The 25,508-nt window shown below is 47.2% G+C and carries 22 protein-coding genes and 1 riboswitch; of the genes, 7 read left to right on the top strand and 15 right to left on the bottom strand.

The genetic code is table 11. The annotated features are described in order from the left end of the window. The first annotated feature begins 246 nt into the window (after positions 1-246). The 4 genes from ABEW32_RS00965 (at position 247) to ABEW32_RS00950 (ending at position 3,254) form a co-directional block, all read left to right on the top strand. Positions 247-984 (top strand): amino acid ABC transporter ATP-binding protein, encoded by a 738-nt coding sequence (locus tag ABEW32_RS00965; RefSeq protein WP_430183852.1) that lies wholly within the window; start codon positions 247-249, stop codon positions 982-984. A gap of 43 nt (positions 985-1,027) precedes the next feature. After that, on the top strand, positions 1,028-1,858 hold the full coding sequence (locus tag ABEW32_RS00960; RefSeq protein ID WP_430183850.1) for a transporter substrate-binding domain-containing protein: 831 nt from the start codon (positions 1,028-1,030) through the stop codon (positions 1,856-1,858). A gap of 71 nt (positions 1,859-1,929) precedes the next feature. After that, positions 1,930-2,589: an amino acid ABC transporter permease gene (locus tag ABEW32_RS00955; RefSeq protein WP_430183848.1), complete on the top strand. Its 660-nt coding sequence runs from the start codon at positions 1,930-1,932 to the stop codon at positions 2,587-2,589. Positions 2,590-2,603: 14 nt separating this feature from the next. Next, a complete protein-coding gene (locus tag ABEW32_RS00950; RefSeq protein ID WP_430183846.1) occupies positions 2,604-3,254 on the top strand; it encodes an amino acid ABC transporter permease in 651 nt (216 codons plus the stop codon). A gap of 26 nt (positions 3,255-3,280) precedes the next feature. On the opposite strand, the gene ABEW32_RS00945 is transcribed toward ABEW32_RS00950, so the two are convergent. From ABEW32_RS00945 to ABEW32_RS00915, 7 genes are all read right to left on the bottom strand, one after another. Further along, complete coding sequence (locus ABEW32_RS00945; protein ID WP_430183844.1) at positions 3,281-4,219, bottom strand: LysR family transcriptional regulator; 939 nt, start codon at positions 4,217-4,219, stop codon at positions 3,281-3,283. A 73-nt stretch (positions 4,220-4,292) separates the two neighbouring features. After that, the gene (gene opp4A, locus ABEW32_RS00940; RefSeq protein WP_430183842.1) at positions 4,293-6,113 is read right to left on the bottom strand and encodes an oligopeptide ABC transporter substrate-binding protein; all 1,821 of its coding nucleotides are present in this window, start codon (positions 6,111-6,113) and stop codon (positions 4,293-4,295) included. Positions 6,114-6,156: 43 nt separating this feature from the next. Next, positions 6,157-7,056, bottom strand: a complete 900-nt coding sequence (locus ABEW32_RS00935) for an ABC transporter permease (RefSeq protein ID WP_430183942.1) — start codon at positions 7,054-7,056, stop codon at positions 6,157-6,159. A gap of 37 nt (positions 7,057-7,093) precedes the next feature. Further along, positions 7,094-8,062 (bottom strand): oligopeptide ABC transporter permease, encoded by a 969-nt coding sequence (gene opp4B / locus ABEW32_RS00930; protein WP_430183840.1) that lies wholly within the window; start codon positions 8,060-8,062, stop codon positions 7,094-7,096. A 14-nt stretch (positions 8,063-8,076) separates the two neighbouring features. Beyond that, complete coding sequence (locus tag ABEW32_RS00925; protein WP_430183838.1) at positions 8,077-9,003, bottom strand: ABC transporter ATP-binding protein; 927 nt, start codon at positions 9,001-9,003, stop codon at positions 8,077-8,079. Continuing rightward, a complete protein-coding gene (locus ABEW32_RS00920) occupies positions 8,981-10,012 on the bottom strand; it encodes an ABC transporter ATP-binding protein (RefSeq protein ID WP_430183836.1) in 1,032 nt (343 codons plus the stop codon). Before ABEW32_RS00920 ends, ABEW32_RS00925 begins: the two co-directional genes overlap by 23 nt. Positions 10,013-10,339: 327 nt before the next feature. Continuing rightward, a complete protein-coding gene (locus ABEW32_RS00915) occupies positions 10,340-11,944 on the bottom strand; it encodes a DUF6359 domain-containing protein (protein ID WP_430183834.1) in 1,605 nt (534 codons plus the stop codon). A 214-nt stretch (positions 11,945-12,158) separates the two neighbouring features. Then, a riboswitch (glycine riboswitch) is annotated at positions 12,159-12,273 on the top strand. Between the two features lie 211 nt (positions 12,274-12,484). Here ABEW32_RS00915 and sdaAB point away from each other — a divergent pair. After that, positions 12,485-13,174, top strand: coding sequence for an L-serine ammonia-lyase, iron-sulfur-dependent subunit beta (gene sdaAB, locus ABEW32_RS00910; protein WP_430183940.1), 690 nt, complete (start codon positions 12,485-12,487; stop codon positions 13,172-13,174). Next, positions 13,164-14,060 (top strand): L-serine ammonia-lyase, iron-sulfur-dependent, subunit alpha, encoded by an 897-nt coding sequence (sdaAA, locus tag ABEW32_RS00905; protein ID WP_430183832.1) that lies wholly within the window; start codon positions 13,164-13,166, stop codon positions 14,058-14,060. Before sdaAB ends, sdaAA begins: the two co-directional genes overlap by 11 nt. 116 nt (positions 14,061-14,176) lie before the next feature. On the opposite strand, the gene ABEW32_RS00900 is transcribed toward sdaAA, so the two are convergent. The 8 genes from ABEW32_RS00900 to ABEW32_RS00865 all read right to left on the bottom strand — a co-directional run bounded on the left by ABEW32_RS00900 (position 14,177) and on the right by ABEW32_RS00865 (position 24,852). After that, positions 14,177-16,513, bottom strand: a complete 2,337-nt coding sequence (locus ABEW32_RS00900) for an Ig-like domain-containing protein (RefSeq protein WP_430183830.1) — start codon at positions 16,511-16,513, stop codon at positions 14,177-14,179. 139 nt (positions 16,514-16,652) lie between these two features. Next, positions 16,653-17,813, bottom strand: coding sequence for a serine hydrolase domain-containing protein (locus tag ABEW32_RS00895; protein WP_430183828.1), 1,161 nt, complete (start codon positions 17,811-17,813; stop codon positions 16,653-16,655). A 164-nt stretch (positions 17,814-17,977) separates the two neighbouring features. Then, on the bottom strand, positions 17,978-18,439 hold the full coding sequence (locus ABEW32_RS00890) for a pyridoxamine 5'-phosphate oxidase family protein (RefSeq protein ID WP_430183826.1): 462 nt from the start codon (positions 18,437-18,439) through the stop codon (positions 17,978-17,980). Between the two features lie 127 nt (positions 18,440-18,566). After that, positions 18,567-19,751 carry a response regulator gene (locus ABEW32_RS00885; RefSeq protein ID WP_430183824.1) on the bottom strand — a complete coding sequence of 395 codons (1,185 nt, stop codon included), beginning with the start codon at positions 19,749-19,751 and terminating at the stop codon, positions 18,567-18,569. Continuing rightward, positions 19,732-21,528, bottom strand: a complete 1,797-nt coding sequence (locus tag ABEW32_RS00880) for a sensor histidine kinase (protein WP_430183822.1) — start codon at positions 21,526-21,528, stop codon at positions 19,732-19,734. Before ABEW32_RS00880 ends, ABEW32_RS00885 begins: the two co-directional genes overlap by 20 nt. Before the next feature lie 30 nt (positions 21,529-21,558). Continuing rightward, complete coding sequence (locus ABEW32_RS00875) at positions 21,559-22,392, bottom strand: carbohydrate ABC transporter permease (RefSeq protein WP_430183820.1); 834 nt, start codon at positions 22,390-22,392, stop codon at positions 21,559-21,561. 5 nt (positions 22,393-22,397) lie between these two features. After that, positions 22,398-23,288, bottom strand: a complete 891-nt coding sequence (locus ABEW32_RS00870; RefSeq protein WP_430183818.1) for a carbohydrate ABC transporter permease — start codon at positions 23,286-23,288, stop codon at positions 22,398-22,400. A gap of 232 nt (positions 23,289-23,520) precedes the next feature. Continuing rightward, complete coding sequence (locus tag ABEW32_RS00865; protein ID WP_430183816.1) at positions 23,521-24,852, bottom strand: extracellular solute-binding protein; 1,332 nt, start codon at positions 24,850-24,852, stop codon at positions 23,521-23,523. A 299-nt stretch (positions 24,853-25,151) separates the two neighbouring features. Between ABEW32_RS00865 and ABEW32_RS00860 the strand changes: the two genes are divergently transcribed. Continuing rightward, on the top strand, positions 25,152-25,310 hold the full coding sequence (locus ABEW32_RS00860) for a hypothetical protein (RefSeq protein WP_430183814.1): 159 nt from the start codon (positions 25,152-25,154) through the stop codon (positions 25,308-25,310). Positions 25,311-25,508 lie beyond the last annotated feature (198 nt).

Genomic DNA, 25,508 nt, shown 5'->3' with positions numbered 1-25,508 from the left:
GAAGTTCAATAAACAATGTCATATTAAATAACATAAATCTACTTATATATTCTTATTTTCACCATAAAAATAACATTATACTAGCGTAAATACATTCAAAAGCACAATTAACGTAAAGTTTATTGACATAAAATCTTGTTTTTTATTGTAAGCTTATAGTATCATGAGAGAAATTTTGAAATTCTGATAGATCTTAATCATGTCAGTCCGTCTACTGAGCGAATGTATCCAAACCAAGAAAAAGGGGTGAGCTCTCTGATCCAATTTCGCAATGTCAACAAGCATTACGGTCACTTTCATGTACTTAAAGATGTCAATCTTCAGATTAAGGAGGGCGAGGTCGTTGTCATCATCGGTCCCTCCGGCTCAGGTAAAAGCACCTTGCTTCGCTGTATCAATCGTCTGGAAACGATATCGGATGGGGAACTAATCGTTAACGATGTCCCTGTACATGACAAAAAGATTGATATTAACGCCTTCCGCCGCAATATCGGGATGGTGTTTCAACATTTCAATCTGTATCCCCACAAAAAGGTGATTGAGAACATTGTACTGGCACCGATGAAGGTACTGGGCATCCCGAAAGAAGAAGCTATTCAAACTGCCCTCACCTACCTGAAACGCGTCGGAATTGAAGAAAAGGCACAGAGCTACCCTGCCCAATTGTCCGGTGGACAGCAGCAGCGGGTGGCAATCGCCCGTGGACTCGCCATGAATCCAAAAATTATGCTGTTTGACGAGCCGACTTCAGCTCTGGACCCCGAAACGATCGGAGAGGTGCTGGATGTCATGCGCTCGCTCGCCCATCAGGGCATCACGATGGTCATCGTCACTCATGAAATGGGCTTTGCCCGTGAAGTGGCAGACCGCGTGATTTTTATGGACAAAGGACAGATCCTGGAAGACAGTCAACCTGCCGAGTTTTTTCAGAATCCAGGTGAAGAACGGGCTCGCCTGTTCCTGAGCCGACTGATTCATCATTAAACAGACTACCCATGGAATAAAAATTGAAAGGGGATCGTTAGGGATGAGAAAAAGATTTCAGTGGAGCGCTTTGGTGCTGGTTGCATTATCCTGTCTACTCGTCTTGGCAGGCTGTGGAGGCAAACAAGAAGCAGCAACGTCAGGAAATGAGGCAGCAGCTTCCAACGGACTGGAAGCCATCAAACAGCGTGGCAAACTGGTCGTTGGAGTGAAGTACGACACCAAGTTATTCGGATTAAAAGACCCGGCAAGCGGTAAAGTTGAGGGCTTTGATATCGACATCGCCAAGGCTGTAGCCAAGCATATTTTTGGTGATGAAACTAAGCTTGAGCTCAAGGAAGTCACGTCCAAAACACGAATCACCCTACTGCAAAATGGAGACATCGATGCTATTATCGCCACGATGACCATCTCGGATGAACGCAAAAAACAAGTCGATTTCAGCGATGTTTACTTTAATGCAGGGCAATCCCTGCTTGTGAAAAAGGGAAGCCCAATCACAGGTCTGGAGTCCCTGACTCCCGATACTAAGGTACTCGCTGTGAAAGGCTCTACCTCCGCAAAAAATATCCGCGAAAAAGCACCCAAAGCAACAATTTTAGAGTTCGAAAATTATCAAGATGCCTTCAACGCCCTCAAGGCGGGTAAAGGGCAAGCGCTAACGACCGATAACTCTATTCTGCTTGGCATGCAGCAGCAAGACCCGAATTATACCCTAGTAGGCGGGAACTTCACAGAGGAACCTTACGGCATTGCAGTGAAAAAGGGCCAGACTGAACTGCTGCAAGCCATTAATGATACGATTAAGGAACTCAAAAGCAATGGTGAATACGATAAGCTGCATGAGCAATGGCTGGGGGTTAAGCCCGAATAATGATCTTGTGAAGGAGCCGCGATTGCGTGCTCCTTCCTTTCTTAGCTCTGAATAAGGAGGTATATCTGTAGATGCTTACTTTTGATATCAACGTACTTTTTGATCATGGCGACCGTTTCAGAGAAGGCCTGCTTCATACCGTGCAGGCTAGTGTTATTGCGTTGATCGGAAGCTTTATTCTGGGCGCTATCATTGCCATTTTCCGAATTGCGCCTTTTAGATGGCTAAACTGGATCGGTACTGTCTATGTAGAGGTCATCCGCAATATTCCATTGCTGATCGTCGTGCTGTTTTTTTACCTCGGTCTTCCCACTTTGGGCATCCCCTTGGACGGCTTTGTATCTGGAACACTTGGGCTGACTGTGTACACAGCCTCCTTTATTGCAGAAGCTATACGTGCTGGCATTCAGTCTGTACCCAAAGGGCAATTTGAAGCGGCAAGGTCCTCCGGGTTGAATTACAACCAGACGATGATCAGCATTATTTTACCGCAAGCCATCAAAATTGTACTGCCTGCAATCGGCAACCAATTCATCAATTTGGTTAAAAACTCTTCCGTGCTGGCCATTGTGGCCGGACTGGATCTCATGTATTACTCGGATCTCATTAACTCAGATACCTTCCTGCCCATCACAGTCTATGCGATCACGGCATTGCTGTATCTTATATTGACGGTTCCGCTCAGCTTTCTTGTGCTATATATGGAACGACGCCTGTCCAAAACATCCTAAGGAGGGAAGCCCGCATGGATTTCAGTGGATTGTTTGTATGGCCTAATGTGCGTTTTATACTGGAGGGCTTCCTGCTCACGTTGGAAGTCGCTATTTATGCTATCCTATTCAGCTTCGCTCTTGGAATCGTATTCGGCATTCTGCGCTATACCCGCTTACCTGTGCTTTCACAGCTTGCAGCCTTTATCATTGATCTGATTCGCAATCTGCCCTTATTGCTCATTATTTTCTTCATCGGCATGGTTTTACCATCCATCGGATTTTCAATTTCTCTCAAGTGGGCAGCCATTACAGGACTGTCGATCTTCGAGGGAGCCATGATCGCCGAGATTGTGCGCAGCGGTCTGAATTCGGTGCATAAAGGACAGGTGGAAGCCGCACGTTCCTCCGGTCTTAGCTATTCTCAAACCTTATGGCATATCATTCTGCCCCAAGCGCTTCGTCGCATGGTGCCTCCGATTGTCAGCCAGTTTATTTCCCTATTTAAGGATACGTCACTGGCTGTCATTATCAGTTTGCCGGAGCTGACGCATAACATTCAGATCGTCGGTGGACAAAATCAATCCTTTGTCATTCCAGCTCTGCTGTTTGCCGCTTTCCTGTACTTTGCCGTTAATTACAGTATGTCACTGATTGCACGCAGGCTGGAGGTTCGTACGCATTAAAGCCTGTGCACTCATCAGGGTTGCCATTAGTTGGAGCGCTCAGCCAGCACAGCTTGTATTTTATCTATCAATCGTTTCACTGCTTCTCCCTGGTATCGGTCAGATCGATAAATCAACTCTAGCTGACCTTGAGGCGCACCACGCAAAATAGGTACCGTGCAAAAATGCGAACGATCCAGCTCTGCCGCAAGGGACTTCGTCTGTAGGGTTACGGCAAGTCCCTCCTGCACCCAGCGCAAAATTGAAGCTATAGAATTTGTTTCCAACACGGTTACAAAGGGATACCCGCGATCACGAAAGCATTTCTCAATCAGCCTCCTACCGGGATGGCACTCTGGCTGCATCGCCCAAGGTACATGCCTCAATTCGTCCAACGTAAGGGAAGAACGATTGGAAAATGCATGATTTACGGGGACAACAAGGCAATAGCTCTCTGTGCGAAGAGGAAGCTGGAAAAGCCTTTCATCTGTGCCCGAGTGTAGGGTAATGCCAACGTCCACGCGGTTATCCAGCAGCTGTTCTGTTACATCTAATGATGGACAGATGTGCAGGCTAATTTTAGGAAATGTGCGATGAAAATGGACAAGCATCTCTTGCAATGGCTCCTCCAGCTCCGGTAATGCAATACCAATCCGTAAACTCCCGCGCTGCTCAGTACGCAACTCCTCAATAGAAGCCTTTGCTTGCTGTAATCCCTTGAGCGCATGGGCACTGTGTTGCAGCAGCAGTTTCCCGGCATCTGTCATTTTAATTTTCTTGCCTGCGCGGTCAAAAAGCATCATGCCCAGCTCCTCCTCCAGCGCCTTAATTTGCAAGCTAAGCGTGGGTTGAGAGATACCGATCTTTTCCGAAGCCTTCGTAAAATGCAGTTCCTCGCATACGGCTATGAAGTATTGAAGCTGACGTATTTCCGTCTTCCTTCTCTCCCTTCGAGCATCCCCAGAAATGTTGGCATTAAAGATCAAAAGAAACGCGAGATCGGATCATTCCGGTTCGCGCTTCTTCATCATTCTTCATCAAGTTAAGGCGCTTTTTAGATTATTGATCTACTTCTGCTTTTTCCGAAGTTAATGTAATATTCGCAAACGTGTCTGCATCGTACTCCTTGCCACGGGTAATATCGTAATTGGCTACCCGATTATTCACAGCCTCCAGCGAATAACGGAATAACGTCGGTACAATAGGCGCCTCCTCGCTCATATACGCCTGCCACTGATTGTATATATCTTTACGATAATTGTCGTCAAAGGCTTTCACAGACACCCCTTCCTGCAACAGCTTATCATTCTCTTCACTCGTAAAACGCGTGTAGTTAAAGTTGGCTCCGCGTCCATACAGTCCACTAGGGTCTACATCTGTACCTGTACTCCATGCGCCACCAAAAATATCAATACCGGGGTCATCCTTCTGCACACGGTCATAGAAAGAATTGAACTCAAGCAGACGACCGTCCACCAGCTCGACATGAAGCCCGACATCCTTCCAATTTTGCAAATAAAACTTCGCCAGCGATTCGGCTGTCGCATCCCCACTCATTGCTGCGTAATGGAGCACCAGTTCCTTACCTTTAGGGTCCTCACGGTATCCATCTCCATTGGTATCCACATATCCAGCCTCGTTCAGCAGCTTTTTCGCCTTGTCTGGATCATACGCAATGCCCTTCGCATTCACATCATGGTATCCCTTGAAGGCTGGCGGGATCAGGGATGTCGCAGGAGTCCGAAGCCCATGATAGAGCTGCTTGCCAACCTGCTCATTATTCAGCGCGTAGCCAAGGGCCTGACGCAATGACTTGTTTGCCAGCTTATCGTTCGAGTCCATAATATTTAGACTCTTAGCCTGGTCGAATTTGCCCAGCTTAAAGCCTACATAGCTATAAGACAATTCCTCCTGACCGAGAAACTGTACATTTTTCGGATTGCTCGCCTCATCATAACGGGTGGTTGGATAGCTGGCCCAGTCAATTTCTCCGCTTTTTAACGCCTCGGTAATGACATTCGGGTTCACCACCTTCAGATGTAGGCCATCCAGTTTGGGCGCACCACGGAAATAATCTTCATTTTTGACGAATTCCACAGATTCACCTGTAACCATAGATTTAATTTTGAACGGCCCATAGCCAATCGGATGTTTACGGACAGGATCAGATCCAGCCATGTCTTTCACAGGAATGTTTTGAAATACCTTTTTCTCCAGTGGTGTGGACCAAAGTCCCGACTTAACCGAAGGATTAGGTTCCTTAAAATGAATGGTAACCTCTTTCTCATTCAGTACCTTGATGCCTGAAATCGTTTTGGCCTTACCCGCGTGATAATCTTCCATCCCCACAATATTGGTCATAAAACTATCATAACGCGGACCTTCATAATCTTTGTGGCCGATCACTTCATAGGAAAAGGCATAGTCCTCCGCCGTAACAGGATTGCCGTCTGTCCAGTTCAATTTGGGATCAATTTTGACAGTCACCGCCTTATTATCTTCGGAAAAGGAAATCGTCGCCGCCCCTTTATTATCAATATTCAGATTGGAATCGATCGAAAACATGGAAGGGTAGAAAAACTGGAAGACTTCAAAATCCGGATTTCCATCATAAAATACAGGATTCAGAATCCCTTCAAAAGGGGTATCGGACACGAGTGCATAATTAATGATGCCGCCCTTAATCGGGGGTTTATCGTTCTTGACCGCCTTTGCCAGCGCAGTCGTATTCACTTGCTTACTGTCGGCCCCTGACCCACCTGTACCGTCAGACGATTTTCCTCCATTTGAAGCAGAAGGCGAGCCGCTGCATGCGGCCAAAGAAAGCACCAACACGGCAGATAGAACAGGCAAAATTCCTTTTTTCCAGCTTTTAACCATGATAAACCCCTCCTCGTCGTTGTCCTTATCCTTGTACTTCGGTTTAACCCAATCGTTGTCTGGCATCGGTAGCACGTTTGAGTGCCTGACCAATAAAGTTAATCGCCAGCATCAGCACTAATATAAGCAATGAGGCAGGCAGCCACATCCACCAGCTGTTCTGCAATACATCCGGGTCATTCGCATAACTCACCAGTGTCCCCAAGCTTGGGGTAGATTCCGGCAAGCCAAAACCAAGATAAGAAAGCCCGGTCTCAATCCCGATATTTCCCGCAAGACTGAGCGTCAGATTGACAATCACAACAGAGCTGAGATTAGGCAGCACACCCAACCAGATGATTTTCCAATTGGGTGTGCCAAGGGTTTTGGAAGCCTGTACGTAGTCCAGTTCCCGCTCCGACAGCACCTTGGCCCGGATCAGGCGCGCCTTTCCAATCCATAAAAAGGCGGTCATGATGAAAATAAAAGACCCTATACCGCTTTTAGGCACAATGCTGACAAATACGATAACCAGCATCAAGAATGGAAGCACCAGGATAAAGTCAATGATTCGCATGATGATGTTATCGACCATTCCTCCGTAAAACCCAGCCAGTAAGCCCAGCGTCAAGCCAATGGCGGCGGATAACAAAGTAATCGTAAAGCCAATGGTAAAGGAATTGCGGGCTCCAATGACCAGCTGACCAAATATATCTCTACCCGCTCGGTCCGTACCCAGCCAGTGCACTGAGCCGGGAGCTTCGCGGATTGCGCCCAAATCAACCGTCGTGACTACATCCTGATTGACAAACAGGACAGAGGCATATATAAAAATCAAGAACAGAGCCACAAATCCAATGGAAATTAGGGCCATCTTGTCACGTACCAGCTCACGTCGCAGTACAGACCAACTGGATGGTGATTTACGAATGATTTCCGGCGAGAAGATCTCCTCCACCTGCATAGACACCATAATCCCTCCTTTTCTCTAGACTTGTTCACTATTCAATTCGAATGCGGGGATCGACCTTACTTAGGATGACATCAGATAAAAGAGTTCCTAATAACGCCAAGAAACCGGAGATCATAACCAGCGCATTCACGACTGAAAAGTCCCGTTGGGTGATGGACTGAAGAAACAACTGGCCCAACCCCGGATAACCGAAAATAGACTCCAGGAAGATGTTGCCCGCAATCACACCCGTCAGGTCATAGCCCAAGAAAGCAGCAATGGGTAATAAAGAGTTTTTGAAAATATGGCGGGAATAGATCTTTCCTTCGGGTACCCCCTTGGAACGTGCTGTTTTCACAAAATCCTTTAGGCGTGTGTCAATGACCTCATTGCGCAAGTACTGAATTGTAGCCGTCGTACTGAGCAATGCGCCTGTAACCGCCGGTAGAATGAGGTGATACGACTTATTCACGTAATATGACCATGTGCCAGGCTCCACACCTACATCTACACTGCCGCTGGTTGGAAACCAGCCAAGCCTGAATCCGAACACGTACAGCAGTAACAACGCGAGTATAAATAGAGGTGTCGCAAAGCTGAGATAGGTGTACCCCACCACGGTTTTATCCAGCAGACTATGCTGATAACGACCGCTGAGCACTCCCAGCGGGATAGCGATCAGATACGTCAGAACCAGAATCACTACGCCCAGAAAAAATGTGTTCCCCAAACGGCTGCCAATCAAATCGGTAACGCTAATTTTATGTACATAAGATTTGCCCAGATCCCCATGAGCAAGCTGGACGAGCCAGTTCCCATATTGCACCCACACCGGGTCATTGAGTCCCAGTTTTTGCCGCTGCTCTTCCAGTACAGCCGGATTCAGATTGGGTGTTGAAGTGATGAGCCCTGTCAGAGCATCCCCTGGCATAGCCTTAGCTAGGAAAAATATAAGCACACTCAGTGCAAAAAGTTGAGGAATCATAACCAGCAGCCGGCGCATTGTAAATTTCCACATATTCTGTACCTCCCTTAGGGTAGCGCGACTTGATGGGATGGACTTACTGATTTTAGTGCAAACGGCTTTCCACTCGCGTCTAGATGTTTTGGCAGCTCTGACTTGTAAGAGGATAAAAGCTTCTGCCTTTTTTGAGTATTTTCCAGCCGCTTCGCAGGATCGATACTAGGAATGGTGGCAATAAGCCGCTGGGTATACAAATGCTGTGGACGCTCATAAATGTCCTGTTCGCTCCCCTGTTCCACTAAGCGACCTCGGTACATGATGCCGATTTGGTCACACATATGGCGGATAATCCCCAGGTCATGACTAATGAACAAATACGTCAATTGGAACTCTCGCTGCACATCCTTCATAAAATTAAGCACCTGTGCCTGCACAGAAACGTCAAGCGCCGATACCGGTTCATCAGCAATAATCAGTTTTGGATTTAATGTCAGCGCGCGCGCAATCCCGATCCGCTGTCGCTGGCCCCCGGAAAATTCATGCGGATATTTGTAGGCCGCATCAGCGTTCAAGCCGACCTTTTCCAGTAGCGTCTGTACTTTTCGCCGCTCTTCCTTATTACTCAGCCTTTCAAAGTTCCGCAGCGGTTCAGCAATGACATCCAACACACGCTTGCGCGGGTTAAGCGAAGAATAGGGGTCCTGAAAAATCATCTGAATGTCTCTACGCAGCGGATGGCGGTTATTCCGACTCAAAGCCGCAAGGTCCTTTCCATTAAAAAGAATCTGTCCGCTCGTCAGCTTATTCAGGCCGATAATCGTCCTGCCTGTCGTCGTTTTTCCGCAGCCGGATTCTCCTACCAGCCCATATGTTTGGCCTGCCTCTATGCTGATTGACACGCCATCTACTGCTTTTACCTGGTCAACGATACGTTGGAAAAAGCCACCGCGCACCGGGTAATGCACCTTCAAATCATTTAGCTCCAGTAGTGCCATGAGCAGCCTCTCCCTTGGTTTCGTCTTCAAAATGAAAATGCTGGTAACATGTACAACGGACCCAATGGCCGGGGGAAATTTCTTTTAATCGGGGATGGTCTTCATGCATTCTCTGCTGAATCCAGGGAATACGCGAAGCAAAGCGACAGCTATGGCGGGGAATATCTTGCAACGAGGGAACAATGCCACCAATGACATGCAGCGATTCTCCCTTGGTATGCGATCCCGGCATGGAGGCCAGCAAGGAGCGCGTATACGGATGCTGTGGATGCCGGAATAATTCAAAAACATCAGCGCTTTCCACGATTTCTCCGGCATACATGACCACCACACGGTCGGCGATCTCGGCCACAACGCCAAGATCGTGTGTAATCAGAATAATTCCGCTTCCGGTCTCCTGTTGAAGCTGTTTGAGCAAGTCGAGAATTTGCGATTGAATGGTTACATCGAGCGCCGTAGTCGGCTCATCTGCAATAATAAGAGAGGGACGGCAAGCTATGGCAATCGCGATCATCACACGCTGGCGCATCCCTCCTGAAAGTTCATGTGGATACTGTTCATACACACGTACGGGATTGGGTATATCTACGCTTTCCAGCAGTTCCAGTACACGTTCCCTTTTTTGTTTCGTAGATAGGGACGTATGATAATCTAGATTTTCCTCGATCTGCTTACCAATGCTCATTAACGGGTTCAGTGCTGTCAGCGGGTCCTGAAAGATCATGCCAATGCCCGCACCGCGGATTTTATTCATTTGCCCTGAGGAGAGACGAATCAGATTGGTGCCTTTAAAAAGAACTTCTCCTTCGACACGTGTCCGCTCCATGTCATGCAGTTGCGGGATGGAAAGCGCCAGCGCGCTTTTGCCACAACCGGATTCTCCGACTACAGCCAGGACTTCATTGGGGTTGACCGTCAGATTCAGATGATCGACTGCCGGGTGGTATTGATCGTTGATACGAAAAGATACGGATAATTCTTTAATCTCCAACACAGGCTCGACATTCAATGCGCACTTCCTCCATTCTCCATGGCCTTGTCCCGCTTATTCTCACCATGTTTGATGTTAAAACCTTCCACAAACATTACATACTGTTTTTGTCGGAATAATTTGAATACATCCTATCACCAGTATATGGATATATCAATTAAGATTATGCTATCAACATCATTTAAAAAATCAATGGTCCAGCAGTAGCGCGACCTTCCTAGCACGAAATGTAATAAAATAACCAACCACAGGTTAATTTTCATCACAAAAAGCCATTTGACCCCCTTATAGAGGATCAAACGGCTAACTAGTACCCGTCAGCTTACATTGAATTTTATACGTTTATTACGAAGCCGCTCCATAGGAGCCCGACTTGAACGTTTTTGGATCGTACCATTTGTAGCCTGCTGCTGGAGCAGACCAAGGCTCAGGTTGTGGTTCCGTAGAAGCCGCTGGCTCCTCAAACGGCAGTAGCTTCGTCGGTTGATCCAGCGTTAAGCCTGCCACATCGGATAATGTGGTGTAGTCCTGCTTCCATGCAAGCCATTGAACCGTTTGTACCAGGAAGGTAGCATCGTCCACTTCCTTGAAGCCATCATATGTCTTCTTCGACTGTCCGTTTTCCTCACGCACATATTTCGGTGTAGCATCTTCTACAGGGGAAGAGTCACCGATAAATGCTGCCTTGCCTTGACCTACCTTGGAGATCGCTGCAAACGGTCCTTCCGCACGGCCTCCGCCGTTATAGACACCTTGGTCTACAGCATTGCCCCATTTTTTCGTACCTGTCGGAATATAGGCAATTCCTTTCGCTTTGGTAGGATCAATAATAGCCAGCGTAGATCCCGCATGCATGGCAATCGAGCGTACCCCCTTGGTAATGCCAAAGGATTGATCTGCAGCTACAATGTCCGTAGCATTCACGTCGCCAAGCGCATTATAACGGAAACGAACACCAAAGTTGTTTGCCAGCCAATCAGAGCTAGTTAGCCCTTGCATGGCTGGTGATGCTGCTTCTTCTGCCGTCATGCCTTTTGCCGGATTAGTATAGGCTCCACGACGGTAGCCATTCATAACCTCAGAGGAATCCCACCGGTTTTTGTTACGGTCCGCATTATAGTGGTCGGAGATGAAGAAGACACTTCCCCCGTTATTGACGTATTGCAGCAGGGCAGCCTGCTCGGATGCCTTAAAGGCAACGTTCGCTTCACCGATGATGAACACATCATATTGGCGCAGCTTGTCATAGGTTATAGCTTGTTCCCCAAACGTAAAAGGAATAGGGCGATTCAATTGGTCCACAGTAAAGCCTACATTACGCAATCCATTGGCAAAATCAGAGAAGGCGCCGTCAATGACCCAATCTGCTGCTCCAGCCGTCTGTGCGTGCGTATTATCGAACAGCACTTTTTTACCTTTGCCGTCCGGCAACGTCGTACCAGGTTGACCCGGGGTGCCTGGATCAGGATTGCCCGGATCAACGGGACCCCCCGGCTCGCTTCCACTCACCAGTTCTACAGCGCTCGGGCTTTTTACTCCGCCAAAATTATTGTAGGCGCCAAGCGTACCTGTCACACGAATTTTATTGCCGATCAGCTCAGGATGGCCTGTTAGCCCAAATTGTCCTCTGTACGCTGATGTCAGCTGCACATTCAATAGATTTGATGTGCCACGTTCGTTGGCCTGGTCGGCAATCAGTACGTTAAAATCATTTGCAAACGGAGAAGAAAAATTAGCCGTTTTCGATCCGGTAGCATGTCCAACGATGTAACCTTCCACCGTCGCTGTGCCTCCACTACCCTGGCGCTGAAGTGCTTCAGCTACTGTCAATGCTCCCTCCGCTTTGACCTGACCGAATGGAACGAAGATCCCAATCAGCAGCGATACAATCGCTGCCAAATGCAGCATCCCTTTCATGCGTGAACCTGTGAACCGCAAGCCTTGTACCATACTTCAATATCCCTCCTATAATTCCATAAATGTACTTGTCCTATATCAGATTAGCTGTCAATCTTCTAATTCCTTCCTGGTTTCATCCATAATTATGTAAATTTTAATCTTTTTTATCGGAAACTCGCCTGTTTATGTAAAAATTAAACCCTGCGATTGACACCGAGCACGGCATACATTACGCTAAGAAAGATATGTAGAACGGTATACGCGAATGAAGATGACGGGAGAGTCTGTCCAGGGATTTACACGCTGGCGGCACCGAAGGAGCAAGACGCCAGCACCCGGCTGGCGGATAATCTCTCAGGTCCATGTATCGTCATCTGACGCAACTCTGGAGAGAGCGCAAGCCACCCAAGGGGTAAGGCGGTAAGGGCACCGCACGAAACTCTCAGGTAACGAGGACAGAGATAAGGGAAACTTCCTTATCCTGTCCTTTTTTGTGCTCACATTGTACGTCAGCATTAGGAACCGTCATACCCGCGCACAAACGCGGAAATACCATATACTATGGTACTAGAACATACAGGGGGCCACACCATGCGTTTCAAAGATGTATTTTCCATTATCGGTCCGGCCATGACCGGACCTTCCAGCTCACACACCGCCGGCGCGGTGCGGCTTGCACGCGTTGCCCGGCACTGGCTTGGGACGCAGCCTGACCGTGCCCGCATGACACTGTACGGCTCCTTCGCCGACACCTACAAAGGGCACGGTACAGACCTGGCGCTCATCGCAGGACTGCTCAATTACGATACGGACGACCACCGAATTCCAGATGCCGAGCAATGGGCAGAGCAGGCCGGGATGGCCGTGGAATTTGCCGTCAGCGGACTACCCGCGCCCCATCCGAATACCGTCCGTTTTGAACTGTGGAAGGGTGAGGACCAGCGGACATTACTAGGCTCCTCCATCGGCGGCGGCAGCATCCATGTCCAGCAGCTCAACGAATTCCGAGTCAACCTTACTGGGGAGCTGTCTACATTGGTGCTTCTTCACTCGGATAAGCCCGGCACATTAGGTGCGGTGACTTCAGCGCTCGGCGCTGCCGACATTAACATTGCTTATATGCATGTGGATCGCAAAGGCCGAGATGGTGAAGCACTTACCGCCATCGAAACGGACAGTCCTCCTACGGCTGAACTGATCGCAAAACTACGATCCTTACCACATATGTATGAAATTAAAATGATTAATTTGAAAAAAGGAGCTGAATCTGATGCGATTTAGCCATCTGCATGAAATCAGCGCCATATGCGCGAAGGAATCCACCACGATTGGCCGCCTGATGATTCAAGAGCAGGTACAGGAGACGAATACAACGGAAGAAGAAATCTTCCGCCAAATGTCTGAATATTATGAAGTCATGAAGGAGGCCGTTCATCGTGGTCAGACGCAAGACACCGTATCCCGCAGTGGATTGACGGGCGGGGACGGCAAGCGTCTGGCCGAGTATTTGCGGGCAGGGGAAACCTGCTCCGGCGATGCCTCCGCGCTCGCCATGGCTTATGCGCTCTCCGTGTCGGAGGTTAATGCGTCCATGGGGCGTATTGTGGCTACGCCCACTGCTGGCTCTTGTGGCGTCATCCCCGGCGTGTTCATTAGTGCACAGGAGCGGTTCGGCTGGGATGATGAGCATATGGTGCACGGCTTGTTCGCAGCTGGAGCCATTGGCTACGTCATCGCCAACAATTCCTTCATTTCCGGCGCGGAAGGAGGCTGTCAGGCTGAGATTGGTTCAGCCATCGGGATGGCTGCTGGCGCGATGGTCGAGCTACGCGGCGGCACACCTGAGCAGGCCGTTCACGCCGTAGGACTAGCGCTCAAGAACACGCTCGGTCTGATTTGCGACCCCGTCGCCGGACTGGTCGAGATTCCATGCATCGTGCGCAACGGGCTGGGAGCCGTGACCGCACTTGCCGCAGCAGATATGGCTTTGGCGGGTGTGCGCAGCGCCATTCCGTCTGACGAAGTCATTGACGTGATGCTTGAAGTCGGCAGCGCAATGCCGTCGAAGCACCGCGAGACCGCCAAAGGCGGCTTGGCCCAGACACCCACTGGCAAGCGTTTGACCGAATCACTTACACGCAACACATCGGTCAGAAAGGGGAAGTGATAATTTACAAGCGGTAACCTCCTTGTATAAAGAAGCGAGTCCACCCCTTAAAAATAAAAGAGCAAGCATGTCGTCCCTAGACGTATGCTTGCTCTTTTTCTTTTCAATCTTACAGATTACTGAACGGTTACTTGTATCTTCGTCATTTTACCTGCGTATTTCACTGTGATTACAGCTTTACCCTTGCCCTGTGCCTTAATGTTGCCGTCTTTGACGGTTGCAACAACAATTCTGGACGAGGACCAGACAGCCGGCTTGGAAACATCCTTCTCCGACTCATCCTTATACGTGGCGGTAGCTGTCACCTTAGCCAACTGCCCTGCCTTCAAAGTCAAGGCGACTTCGTCCGTTTGCAGGTATTTAAGCGTATCAACATCAACAGGCACGCTGATCACCTTACCGCCAAACTTCGCCTGAATGTTAGCCTTACCGTAGCTGACCGCGGTAACCTGACCCTTTTTGACGGTGGCTACCTTATAGTTGGACGTTTTCCATTCAGCTTGGGTTGTAACATCCTTTTCTTTGCCATCACTGGATTTAACCACGATTGCGATCGTTTTTTGATCCCCGGATTTCAGTGATAACGCAATTGCATCCGCTTCAATCTTTTGCGCTACGTCCACTTCTACCGTAAACGTAATGGTTTGCTTGCCGTATGAAGCAGTGACCGTTGCCTTACCGCTTGCATTCGCTTTAATCAAACCTTCGCTAACTTCAACTACCTTTACATTGCTAGTAGTCCAAGTGGCGTCCTTGGTTACGTCTGTTTTTGTACCGCCACTCTTAACTCCCGATACTTTCAACTGCTTCGTTTCCTGAGCACCGAGGGCAATTACACGCGAGTCTGTTTCCAAACGGTCCACAAGGCCTACCTGCACGTTAATCGTCAGTTTTTTGCCATTATAGGTCGCTGTAATAACCGCTTTACCGGCTGCCTTCCCCGTAATCGTTCCTTTGGACACAGAAGCAATATCTTCCGCACTTGAAGCCCACTCCGCATCCTGTGTCACATCTTCCTTACGCCCATCCCCATAAGTAGCCGTCAGAGTCGCAGTATAATCCTCATTAATATCAATCGTTGCAGTTTTGGAAGACAAAGACAGATCACCAGGCACATTTACGGATACCGTAGCTGTAGCTGTTTTGCCGCCATAAGAAGCTGTGATCGTAGCCTCACCTGTTTTATAACCTGTGACTTCTCCCGCGCTGACAAAAGCGATATCTTCATTGCTGGACTTCCACTCTGCCTTACTTGTGATATCTTCTTCCGTCCCTGTTACGTACGTTGCTGTCAGCTTGAGCTTTTTGGATTCCTTAGCATTCAAGCTCAGCTTGTCCTCGCTCAAATCCAGAAATCTAGAGGTCTCGACATCTGTCTTGATCGAAACTGTCTTATCTCCATACTTAGCAGTCACCGTAGCCGAACCCGCTCCGATGGCCATAATCGTTCCTTTATTCACCGTTGCAACTTTTTCATCGCTTGATGCCCAAGTAGCTTTATCTGTGATATCTGTTACCGTTCCATCTGGGTAAACAGCAGATACCTGTATTTTTTTTGATTCATCCAAGCGGAGAAAAATATTGGATTCGCTGGCTTTCAGTTTATTCGTCTGATCCACATCCACCGCAATCGTAGCGGACATCGTGCCATATTTACCTGTAATTGTCGCCTTACCTGCGCTATAGCCGGTAATAGTGCCTTTCAGAACATCTGCCACAGCTGTATTGCTGGAACTCCATTCAGCAGACTCTGTAACATCCTGAACCGATCCATCTGGGAACGTTGCTGTCAATTTAACCTTCTCTGTATCCTTCAACAAAAGAGAAACCTCTGATGAGCTGACATCGAGACGTTTAACCTGCTCCACCTGTACAGCAATCGTAACAGTCTGTTGTCCATATACGGCCTTAATATTAGCTGTACCTGCTCCCTGAGCGGTAACCAAACCGTTGACTACAGTCGCTACCTTTTGGTTATCCGAGGTCCAAGTAGCCTCACCCGAAACCTGAGCTGTTGTATTATCACTGTAAGTCGCTGTCAAATCAACCTGTCCTGTGCCGCTTGAACGCAAATTCAGGCTTTGTACATTGGATGTCAGTGCCTTAACCTTTTTCGTGACATGCACCTGAACCGATTGGACTTTCTCCTTATAGGTCGCTACCACGGTTGCTTCCCCTTCAGCCTTGGCTGAAACCGTACCGTTATACACCGTAGCGATAGTTGTATTATCGCTTTTCCAATCCGTGCTTACGGTTACATTTGAGGTCGTTCCGTCGCTATAAACAGCCGTTGCCGTCAATGCAGCCGTATCTCCCTGCTGCAAAGTTACCTCGTTAGAGGAAAGAACAATCTTGGAAAGCACTGCATCTGCTGCAGATGCAAACCCTGCATATGATGTAAAGCTTGAAATCAGGATGACCAACGCCAGAAAACCGGACCATCTATTCTTCAAAATCTAATTCCCTCCCATTTCATTGCTAAAAATTAAGGATTTCGCAAAATCCCTACACCTACGTTTTATGTCGTCATATGGAAAAGAATAGTTTAGACTTTAAAGGAAATTTGGTCCTTATTAACTAGAATCGGTACTTTTACAAACAGCTATAAGCTGCCGCACGAACTCTCAAATGGTGATACTCTTCCATATTGGGATCGAGCTGATGCATATATACGACGGAGAACTGTTCGCTCGGATCTATAGAAACCCAAGTACCCGCCATTCCCGTCCAGCCAAACTCCCCAATCGAGCTGTTGGCGTGCCCAGCCGCTTTATCCATTAACGTGCGCACACCCAGTCCATAGCCATAACCTGTATGGTATGAATTGGTAAAATCCGATAGCTGGGCTGTATCCAGATGATTTGTGCGCATTAAATCAATGGTTTTTCTCCCCAATACCCTCACACCGTCTACCATGCCGCCATTTGACAGCATTTGTGAAAATGTGAGGTAATCTTTGACGGTCGAATATAAACCTGAGCCCCCACCTTCATATATAGCATCTGGCTGAAGATATTCATCCAAATAACCCTTAATTTTTTCAAGTTTTCCTGCGTCTGTCCGTCGATACATGGAGGCCATCCGCGATTCAATATCTCCGTGATAACGATAACCTGTATTGTTCATTCCAAGTGGATCAAAGATTTCATCCTTCAAAAATTGTCCTACTGATTTACCCGAAATCACTTCAATAAGACCCGCAACAAGATCGTGCCCATATCCATATAACCATCGTGTTCCCGGTTCAAATGCGAGCGGAACTTTAGAAAGCGCCTTAATCTCCGTACGCAGGTCATACGTTCCCTGCTTTTCCTTTAATGCTGCAATGACCTTCTGCATAGCTTTTCCTGTGCCTGAAAACTCGGAAGCATAAGGAATGCCTGCACTCATATTGAATATATGCTTAATTAAAATAGGATTATCCGCCTTATCAACGTAGGTGTATCCGTTAGGAGCAGTTTTGAATACATACGAATTACGATACTCAGGTAAATACTCATACAAAGGCTCATTCAATAAAAATTGACCGCGTTCGTACAGCATAAGGGCAGCCGCACATACAATAACCTTGGTCATGGAAAACAAGCGATACACGGTATCTTCAGTAATCGGTCTCTGAGTTTCCACATCAGCATATCCATGGTACCCTTCATACAATACTTGACCGTTTTGTGCAATGGCACAACCACATCCTGCTGGTCCATTCGCTAAAAACCGTTGCAATAGCTGATCTACTTTGTCAAAACGAGACATATTCATCCCTCCTATTTTCCCTTCAAAAGAAACAAGCTTCCCCTTACATTCTAATTCCTGTTCCAACAGGCTGAACCTGATTCCTTGTAAGCGCTTATTTCCTTGCATTTATTTTAACGGTAAACTGGGCAATTACAAAGATGATTTGTCATAATTAGATAGCTTTATACCAACAACTCTGCCACCGTCTCTTTCCAGCGATTGATCACCGATTCCGGCTCCTTCAGGCGAATTGTGACACCTGTCAAGATATCCGCATATTGAGCCGAATCTTCTCTAGCTGCGAAAACCCGCGCCGCAAATCGCTCACGCACATGCTTGGCTTCACGCAAAGCGGGCAGATGTTCCAGCGACAACCGCACATAATGCGCCTTTCCCCCGGTGAACACCACGAGCGTCGCCTTCCCCGTACGGATCATGTTACCTGTCGTGGTCGTACCTGGCCACAATGCCAGACGCAAATTTTCCTCATCCAGCGCTACAATCTCACCCACACTAATCATCGCTATGTGCGGCCACTGATCTTCCGTAACCGTCAACAGCATCATTGCTTCATGTTGCTTGTGCTCTAACCCCTGGCCGTTCAGCAGCGTGAACAGTTCCTGGCCGATCCTTTGCGTCTGCATGAAATACCAAATCCCCTTTATATTAGTCTATGACTTCAAAGTAACACAAAAAACTGCTCTAGAGTAGAAGCTCTACTCCAGAACAGTCTTGTATCACTCAGTAAACCGCATCCAGGTTTTGCGTACCTCACTTGACTCCCTGATGCCGATATTCGGTCGGAGTCATTCCACATTTGCGTCGGAATACCTGAGTAAAATGCCTCATATCTTGATAGCCGATCCGTTCGGAAATATCAGCCAGCCGCAAATGAGGATCACTTAGCAGCCGCTTTGCCTCTTCCATACGCAAGGAAATGACGTAATCCTTATAGCCTTGTCCCGTCTTTTGCTTGAATAACTGACTGAAATACACTGGATTTAAAAATACGATTGAGGCCACTTTTTCCAGTGACAGCTCCTCTGTAAAGTGAGCTCGAATATATTGTAATGCTACATCAACTGTATGCATGCCCCTGCGGAGACATTCTCCTGTGTCCGCTGCTGCGGCTGCAATCTCCTCTGGCGTTCTCCTTAATCGCGCTACCTCTTCAGGTATGGATGCAAAATTGTGGTGAACACCCGAACGTGTAATTTGCAGAGGTACTTTCACATAACGCTTCAAATGGGATTCAAGCAGCGTCTCTAGCCGTGCAGCCTCTGCTTCGTCCCTAAGCCTTGCTATTCCCAGCAGACTATGGCGGTCTAGACTGACGACAAAGCCGCTACCTCCAGCCTCAATAAGCTCGGACAGCACATTTTCAATCATAAAATGCTCCAAATGCGTCTGCTTGTGGTCAGGTTCCATGCGAACCATAAAAAGATGGAATTCTGGATAATTTTCGACGAAGGGCTGTATATCCAGCTTACCTGTATCCAATCCAAGTGCATAACGCTGGAAAACAGCTTCACGCAAATAGACCATATTGGATTTAAGAAGCCTGCCCTCGTTCGCCTGTTGTGAGGCCACAAGGGCTTCGGCTGCTAACACTTCAATGCATTCCAGTAGCTTCTTTTTACCGATTGGCTTTAACAGGTAGTCTTTGGCACCCAGCTTTACTGCTCTTTGCGCATATTGGAAGTCGGAATGGGCCGAAATGACAACCCACTGCAGATGAGGATGCTTTCGCTTGGAAATACGCATGAATTCCAGACCATCCATACCGGGCATCAGGATATCAGTTAACACAATATCTACAGGATGCTCCGCCAGAATGCCTGCTGCTTCCTCGGTGGAAGCAGCGAGATGAATGCCGCAGGTTGGTAGAGCTTGGCCAATAGTACGCCGAATCCCCTGTCGAATCATATTTTCATCGTCAGCTATCAGAATATTCATGTTTCTCCTCCTTCTGTGGCAGAGGCACACTTACAGTGACTGTCGTTCCGGCCCCTGGTGCGCTGGAGATCCGTAGGCCGTACTCTTCTCCGAACATGTGCCGTAGCCTTAAATTTAGGTTTTGCAGGCCGATGCCTCCCGCCTGCCCGCTGCCCGCCTGTTTGCCGGGTTCTGCCAAAGCGACCTGGACCACCTCCCATCGTTCATACTCCATTCCTACACCGTTGTCGATAATATGTAGACTCAATACACCTCCATACTCCTCTGCTCTGACAAGCAACTTGCCACCTGTATCTGCATGAAGAGGCTCCAGTCCGTGTTTCACCGCATTTTCAATCAATGGCTGTAAGGTCATTTTGGGTAAACGGATATCCAGCCACCGTTCTTCAATGTGGACGTCAACAGATACCCTGCCCTCCAGCCGAGCCTGGATAATGGTGAGGTAATGGCCGACCTGCTCTACTTCTTCCCGAAGGCTTACGTCGGCCCCCTCTTCCCAGTGACTGCTGTAACGGAACATGTGAGATAAGGAGAGAACCACTTCACCAAGCTGATCCTGTCCCTTTTCATCCAGCATCCAGTAGATCATATCCAGCGTATTGTACAGAAAATGTGGATTAACCTGCGTCTGTAGGGCGTGCAGTTCTGCATTTTTTTCACTGACCGATGATATACGTACCAGTTCGATCAGCTCTGCAATCTGCCTTACCATATGGTTAAAAGAGGTCGCCAACTGGTTGATTTCTTCATAGGATGTGATGTTTACCGTGTGGCGGAAATTGCCTGTCTCTACCCGTTTCATTTCCCGAATAACTCGTTTGAGCGGCAGAGAGATTCCCCTGGAGACGATGGACGCAATTAGCGCCGACACCATAATGAGTATAGGTGCCACGATAAATAAATATCTTTGATTTTGCGCCAGTTCCACGTTCAGATCCTCACTGGGTGTCACACTAATCACCGACCAATCGGCAAACGGAAGCTTGGAAGCGATTACAACTTTCTCATTATTCCGATCTACAATTACATCCTCTTCCGGGACCTGCTGCTCTAGATTTTGCAAATCTGGCGGCGGATCAGAAGAAGTAGCCGACACAATTCGATTTTCATGACCCAACAGATAGACCTGACTATTAGTGCTCAGCCGTAAATTGTGGAGAGCGGACAATACTGAACGTGGTTCAGCCTCAAACAAAACAATACCGATCGGCTTGTGTTCATCCAGATCATAGAGCTGCCGTCCAAATGCAAACACAGGCCTGGTTTCCACTTGATCGATGACAGAGTGAGGATAAACACCCAGCCATGCAATTTTGCCTGCCGACCTTCGAATTTCCCTGTACCATTCCGTATGCTCGTATTGGGTGTCAATGACGTTCATATAATTTCCGTAATTGTATACCTTGCCTGTGTCTGTGATAACATGAATGCCAATTAGATCCTTCCGTGAATAGTAGATGGCTCCAAGAATATTCGTAATCGTGCGTTCGTTGATGTAATTGACAGCAGGTAAATCACTATGATCTGTCGTCAGCAGACGAACCAAATCCATATTGTTGCTGATCGACTTGGAAAGACTGTTATAGCTGTCGAGCAGCAATTCGAACAGGCCTGCCGTCTGGGATACATTTTTACGTGCAAGCTCGCTGATCTTATCATGGAACTGCACCGTAGTACGGTTGTAAAATAACAGACTGACCGCCAGCACAATGCTGGACATGCTCAACAGGAACAGAACAAACAAGCGGTATTGAATGGATTGAAAACGGCGCATCATACCTCCGTGCGCTCCTTTCGCATCGGCCGCCTATCCTTTAACTGCTCCCGCAACCATGCCCTTGGTGATTTTTTCGGACAGGACAAAATAAATAACAATGACTGGTAAGACTCCCATAACTAGAAAAGCACCAATATTGCCGTAGTTCACAGAATACTGGCTGACGAACGTATATACGCCGAAAGGGAGGGTCTTTAGCTTTTCGGACGAGATAAAGGTGGCAGCCATAATGTATTCATTCCAGATATTAATGAAGGTTAAAATACACACGGTCATGATAGGCGGAATCGAGATGGGTAAGATTACACTGCGGAAGATACGATAAATGCTCGCTCCGTCAATGTAGGCGGATTCTTCAATTTCGTGGGGAATGGACCGCATAAAGCCGGATAGGATGAAGACCGCAATCGGTGTCTGAAAAGCAATATAGGGTAAAATCAGCGAGAAATACGTATTCAGAATATGGACGTTTTTAAACATCACCATCAGCGGTAGCAGTGTAGCTTGCATGGGGATCATCATTCCGACCAAAAACAGCGTCAGCACAACAGCCCCAAAACGCCAGCGAAAACGTGCAATTGCATAAGCAGTCATCGAGCTTAATACAATGACGAAAATCATCGTAACCCCAGTCACCAGCACACTGTTTCCTAAATAACGCAAGTAGCTCCCTGATTCATAGGCTTCCTGATAGTTGTGCCATTGAGGCACTTGAGGGAGTGCAAAGAAGCTTGAACTTAATATCTCTTCATTCGTCTTCAACGAATAGGTCAGCAGCCAAAAAAGTGGATACAACTGCGTGACCACTAAGACGGCCAACAGGGAGAAAACCCCCATTTTCTTCAAGGCGTTCAACAGTCCCATCCCCTTTAGCTTACCTTATTTTCGATTCGTTTGAAAACAAAATTTATCACAATTGTAAATGACAAGCAGATTACTACGAGAAACAAGGCCAATGCACTGCCATACCCGTATTTCATAGATAAAAAGGACATATTGTACATATATGTGGATACTGTATCCGTCGCATGGGCCGGTCCACCCCCCGTCATCACCCAGATCAAATCAAACGATTGCAAGGACCCGATGAAGGCTAATACAATAGATATTTTGAAAATAGGCACAATGAGCGGCATTGTAATGTAACGATCAGCTTTGAAGCCTTCTGCTCCATCAATTTTAGCTGCTTCATACAGCTCATTGGGTATATTTTGTACCCCGGTAAACTGGATAAGCAAATGGTAGCCAAAATATTGCCACAACGATACAAAATATAGAGCATACATCGCTATCTGCGGTTCCGTCAGCCAAGAGCGTGTCCAGCCTTCCAGTCCGACTGCCGTCAAAATACCGTTCAGCATCCCACCCATTGAGGCCGGATTATAGATCGTCTTCCATAACTGTCCGATAATAACCACCGATAGAATGACCGGCAAAAAATACATCGTTACCAATGTATTCGCCCTACGCACATAACGATTGAGCAAAATGGCCAACAGCAGACAAAGCGGGATTTCCAGCATAGAAAATACAGCGAACATCATCGTCCGCTTCACGGACGGCCAGAATACTGGATCGGCTGTAAAAATACGTTTAAAATTAGCCAGCCCCACAAATTTTGCTTCAGCAATTCCGTTCCAGTCCAACAACCCGCAATACACAGATACCAGAATCGGAACAAATACCATACAGGTATACAGCAACAGGCAGGGTAGCACGAAAACGGCAATCGTGCGTGCCGGCACCTTCAGTACATTCATGCTCTAATCTCCTTTGTGTTGATTCGGAGCATCCTCTGGAAATTATTAGCCATATGTGATTCTGAATCAGGGAAGGGCACTGTCGCTTCCTCCCCTAGAGTCTGCTATATCAGAATTTTGCGAAATTCCATTCCAGTCGCTCCAAAGTGCAATATCTGGACGAACTAGGCCCCATTTCGGTCTATACATTGTTCATTGGAAATCGCTTATTGCAATTTTCCAAAATCCTCACTTATTTGTTCGCTTCAAAAGTGTTCTGATGTTCCTTCGCAACTTGTGCAGAGTCTTCTTGTTGCACAAACAGATTTTGAATGCTACTAAGATGCGCCTGCGCAATAGCCGGATTCATCGTATTATCAAAAGCGAGGTCTCCTCCTTTTACATTTTTGAACAGCTCATTGAGACTAATCGCTAGCTCGGAATAACCCGCTTCCTTCAGATCGCCTTTCATTTTCTGCCCGCTACCAATTGCATTTTTCAGATCAAACTGAATCTTGGGCATCTCTGTAATGAAATAGTGCAGAAAGTCCTTCGTTTCCTGTAAATGTTCACTATTCGCAGATACCGCAAACGCGCTGCCTGGCGCAATGACATACTCATTCACATTCCCTTTGCCATTCACCGTAGGGAATTGAAACGCCCCTACCTTACCCGCTACTGGGGAAGCGTCAATAGAACCTGTTTCCCAAGTGCCCATAATATACATTGCAGCTTTTCCTGTTTTAAAAATATTACCGCCTGCGTTATAGTCAATCGATGTGGCTCCATCCGGGAAAGCCCCAGCCTGCACCAATTCCTGAAATGCATCCACAGCCTCCACAAAAGCCGGGTCGTTAAACGTCTTTTTGCCATCCAACACATCATTGAGGAAGTTTGGTCCTTCATTCGTACGCAACAGAATATTCATAAAAAGGAGGGAACCGGTCCATGAATCCTTTTCCCCAATAGCAATTGGAGTAATTCCCTTCGCTTTCAACGTTTTGACCGCCGAAATCAGTTCATCAAAGGTGGTCGGCAACTTTTGAATTCCCGCCTGCTCGAACAGTTCTTTATTGTAAAACACCACTTCTATATTGTTACCATCTGGAAAAGCATAAAGCTTATCATTGAAGCTATAGTAATTAAGAAGGCCATCCTGAAACGTGTCCTTTAACCCCTCTTTATCAGCTACATCATTTAATGGTGCCAGTAGCCCGGCATCTACGAATGGCTTCATCTGTGCAGCCGGGTTTACAATCGTGATATCCGGTACTTCCTTCGCTGCTGCTTGAGTTTTCAGTTTGAGCTTTTGCTGATCTGTATTTAGCGAATCCAATTCAATTTTGACATGAGGATGATCCTGCTCGTATTGACTGACAATCTGCTTAATCATTTTGTATGAAGGGGTGCTCGGATCAGGATTGATGTTTTGAAAGGTGATCGTCACATCCTTCGTTACATTGCCTCCGTTCTGTCCTCCTGAATTTCCCGGACTTGCGCTCTGTCCGCTATTACAAGCTGCCAGCGTCAATGCCAAGGCGCTCGCCGTCAAAACGGCAAACGCTTTCATTTTTGCTCTGCTCATGTTCCTTTTCCTCCTCTGGTTGAAGCATTGCGCAATTTATCCTCCTGGTCGGTGGACACTCAATGCCCGCTTGTTCTTTTCATTATGTTCCATAGAAAAGACGTGAACAATGCGTGAACTTAAGGAGAAGGGTTTGTTTTTTTAAGCCCTCATTTGCGTGCTTCAAAATTCATTCATATCATATCTTGCAATTTATCAAGAAGACAGGCATAATATGAATATAATCTTTATTTGATAATGATTATCATTATTAAATGATATGATAAATACACATAGACTTTAAAGGAGGCAGGACCGCAGTGAAAGAAACTTTTAGTAAAACCTCCCTGCATATCGATGATTATTTGGATCTTCTCAATCTTGCCGTACAAGTCGGAGATACAAAGTGGCAAAAGGAAATTACCCGTAAACTTCAAGCCTTAAGTGCCCTTCAGGCAGAACAGGTTGAAATAGATTAACATTGCACAATTCATACTGTATCTCAGTTGAAAACAACGCTTCAGGCAGCACTATACAAAGGACAACCGGGATATCGTAGTCCTTTTAACCGAAAACATGGCATGAGCTTTTCATGTGAGCAATAAATGAATCGGTTATACAAAAAGAACACAGTCATAATGACTGTGTTCTTTGTTTTTGCTTGGCAACGTCCTACT

Source organism: Paenibacillus jamilae (assembly GCF_050482105.1).
Classification (GTDB): Bacteria; Bacillota; Bacilli; order Paenibacillales; family Paenibacillaceae; genus Paenibacillus; species Paenibacillus jamilae_B.
This window is presented reverse-complemented; position numbering and strand designations above follow the sequence as displayed.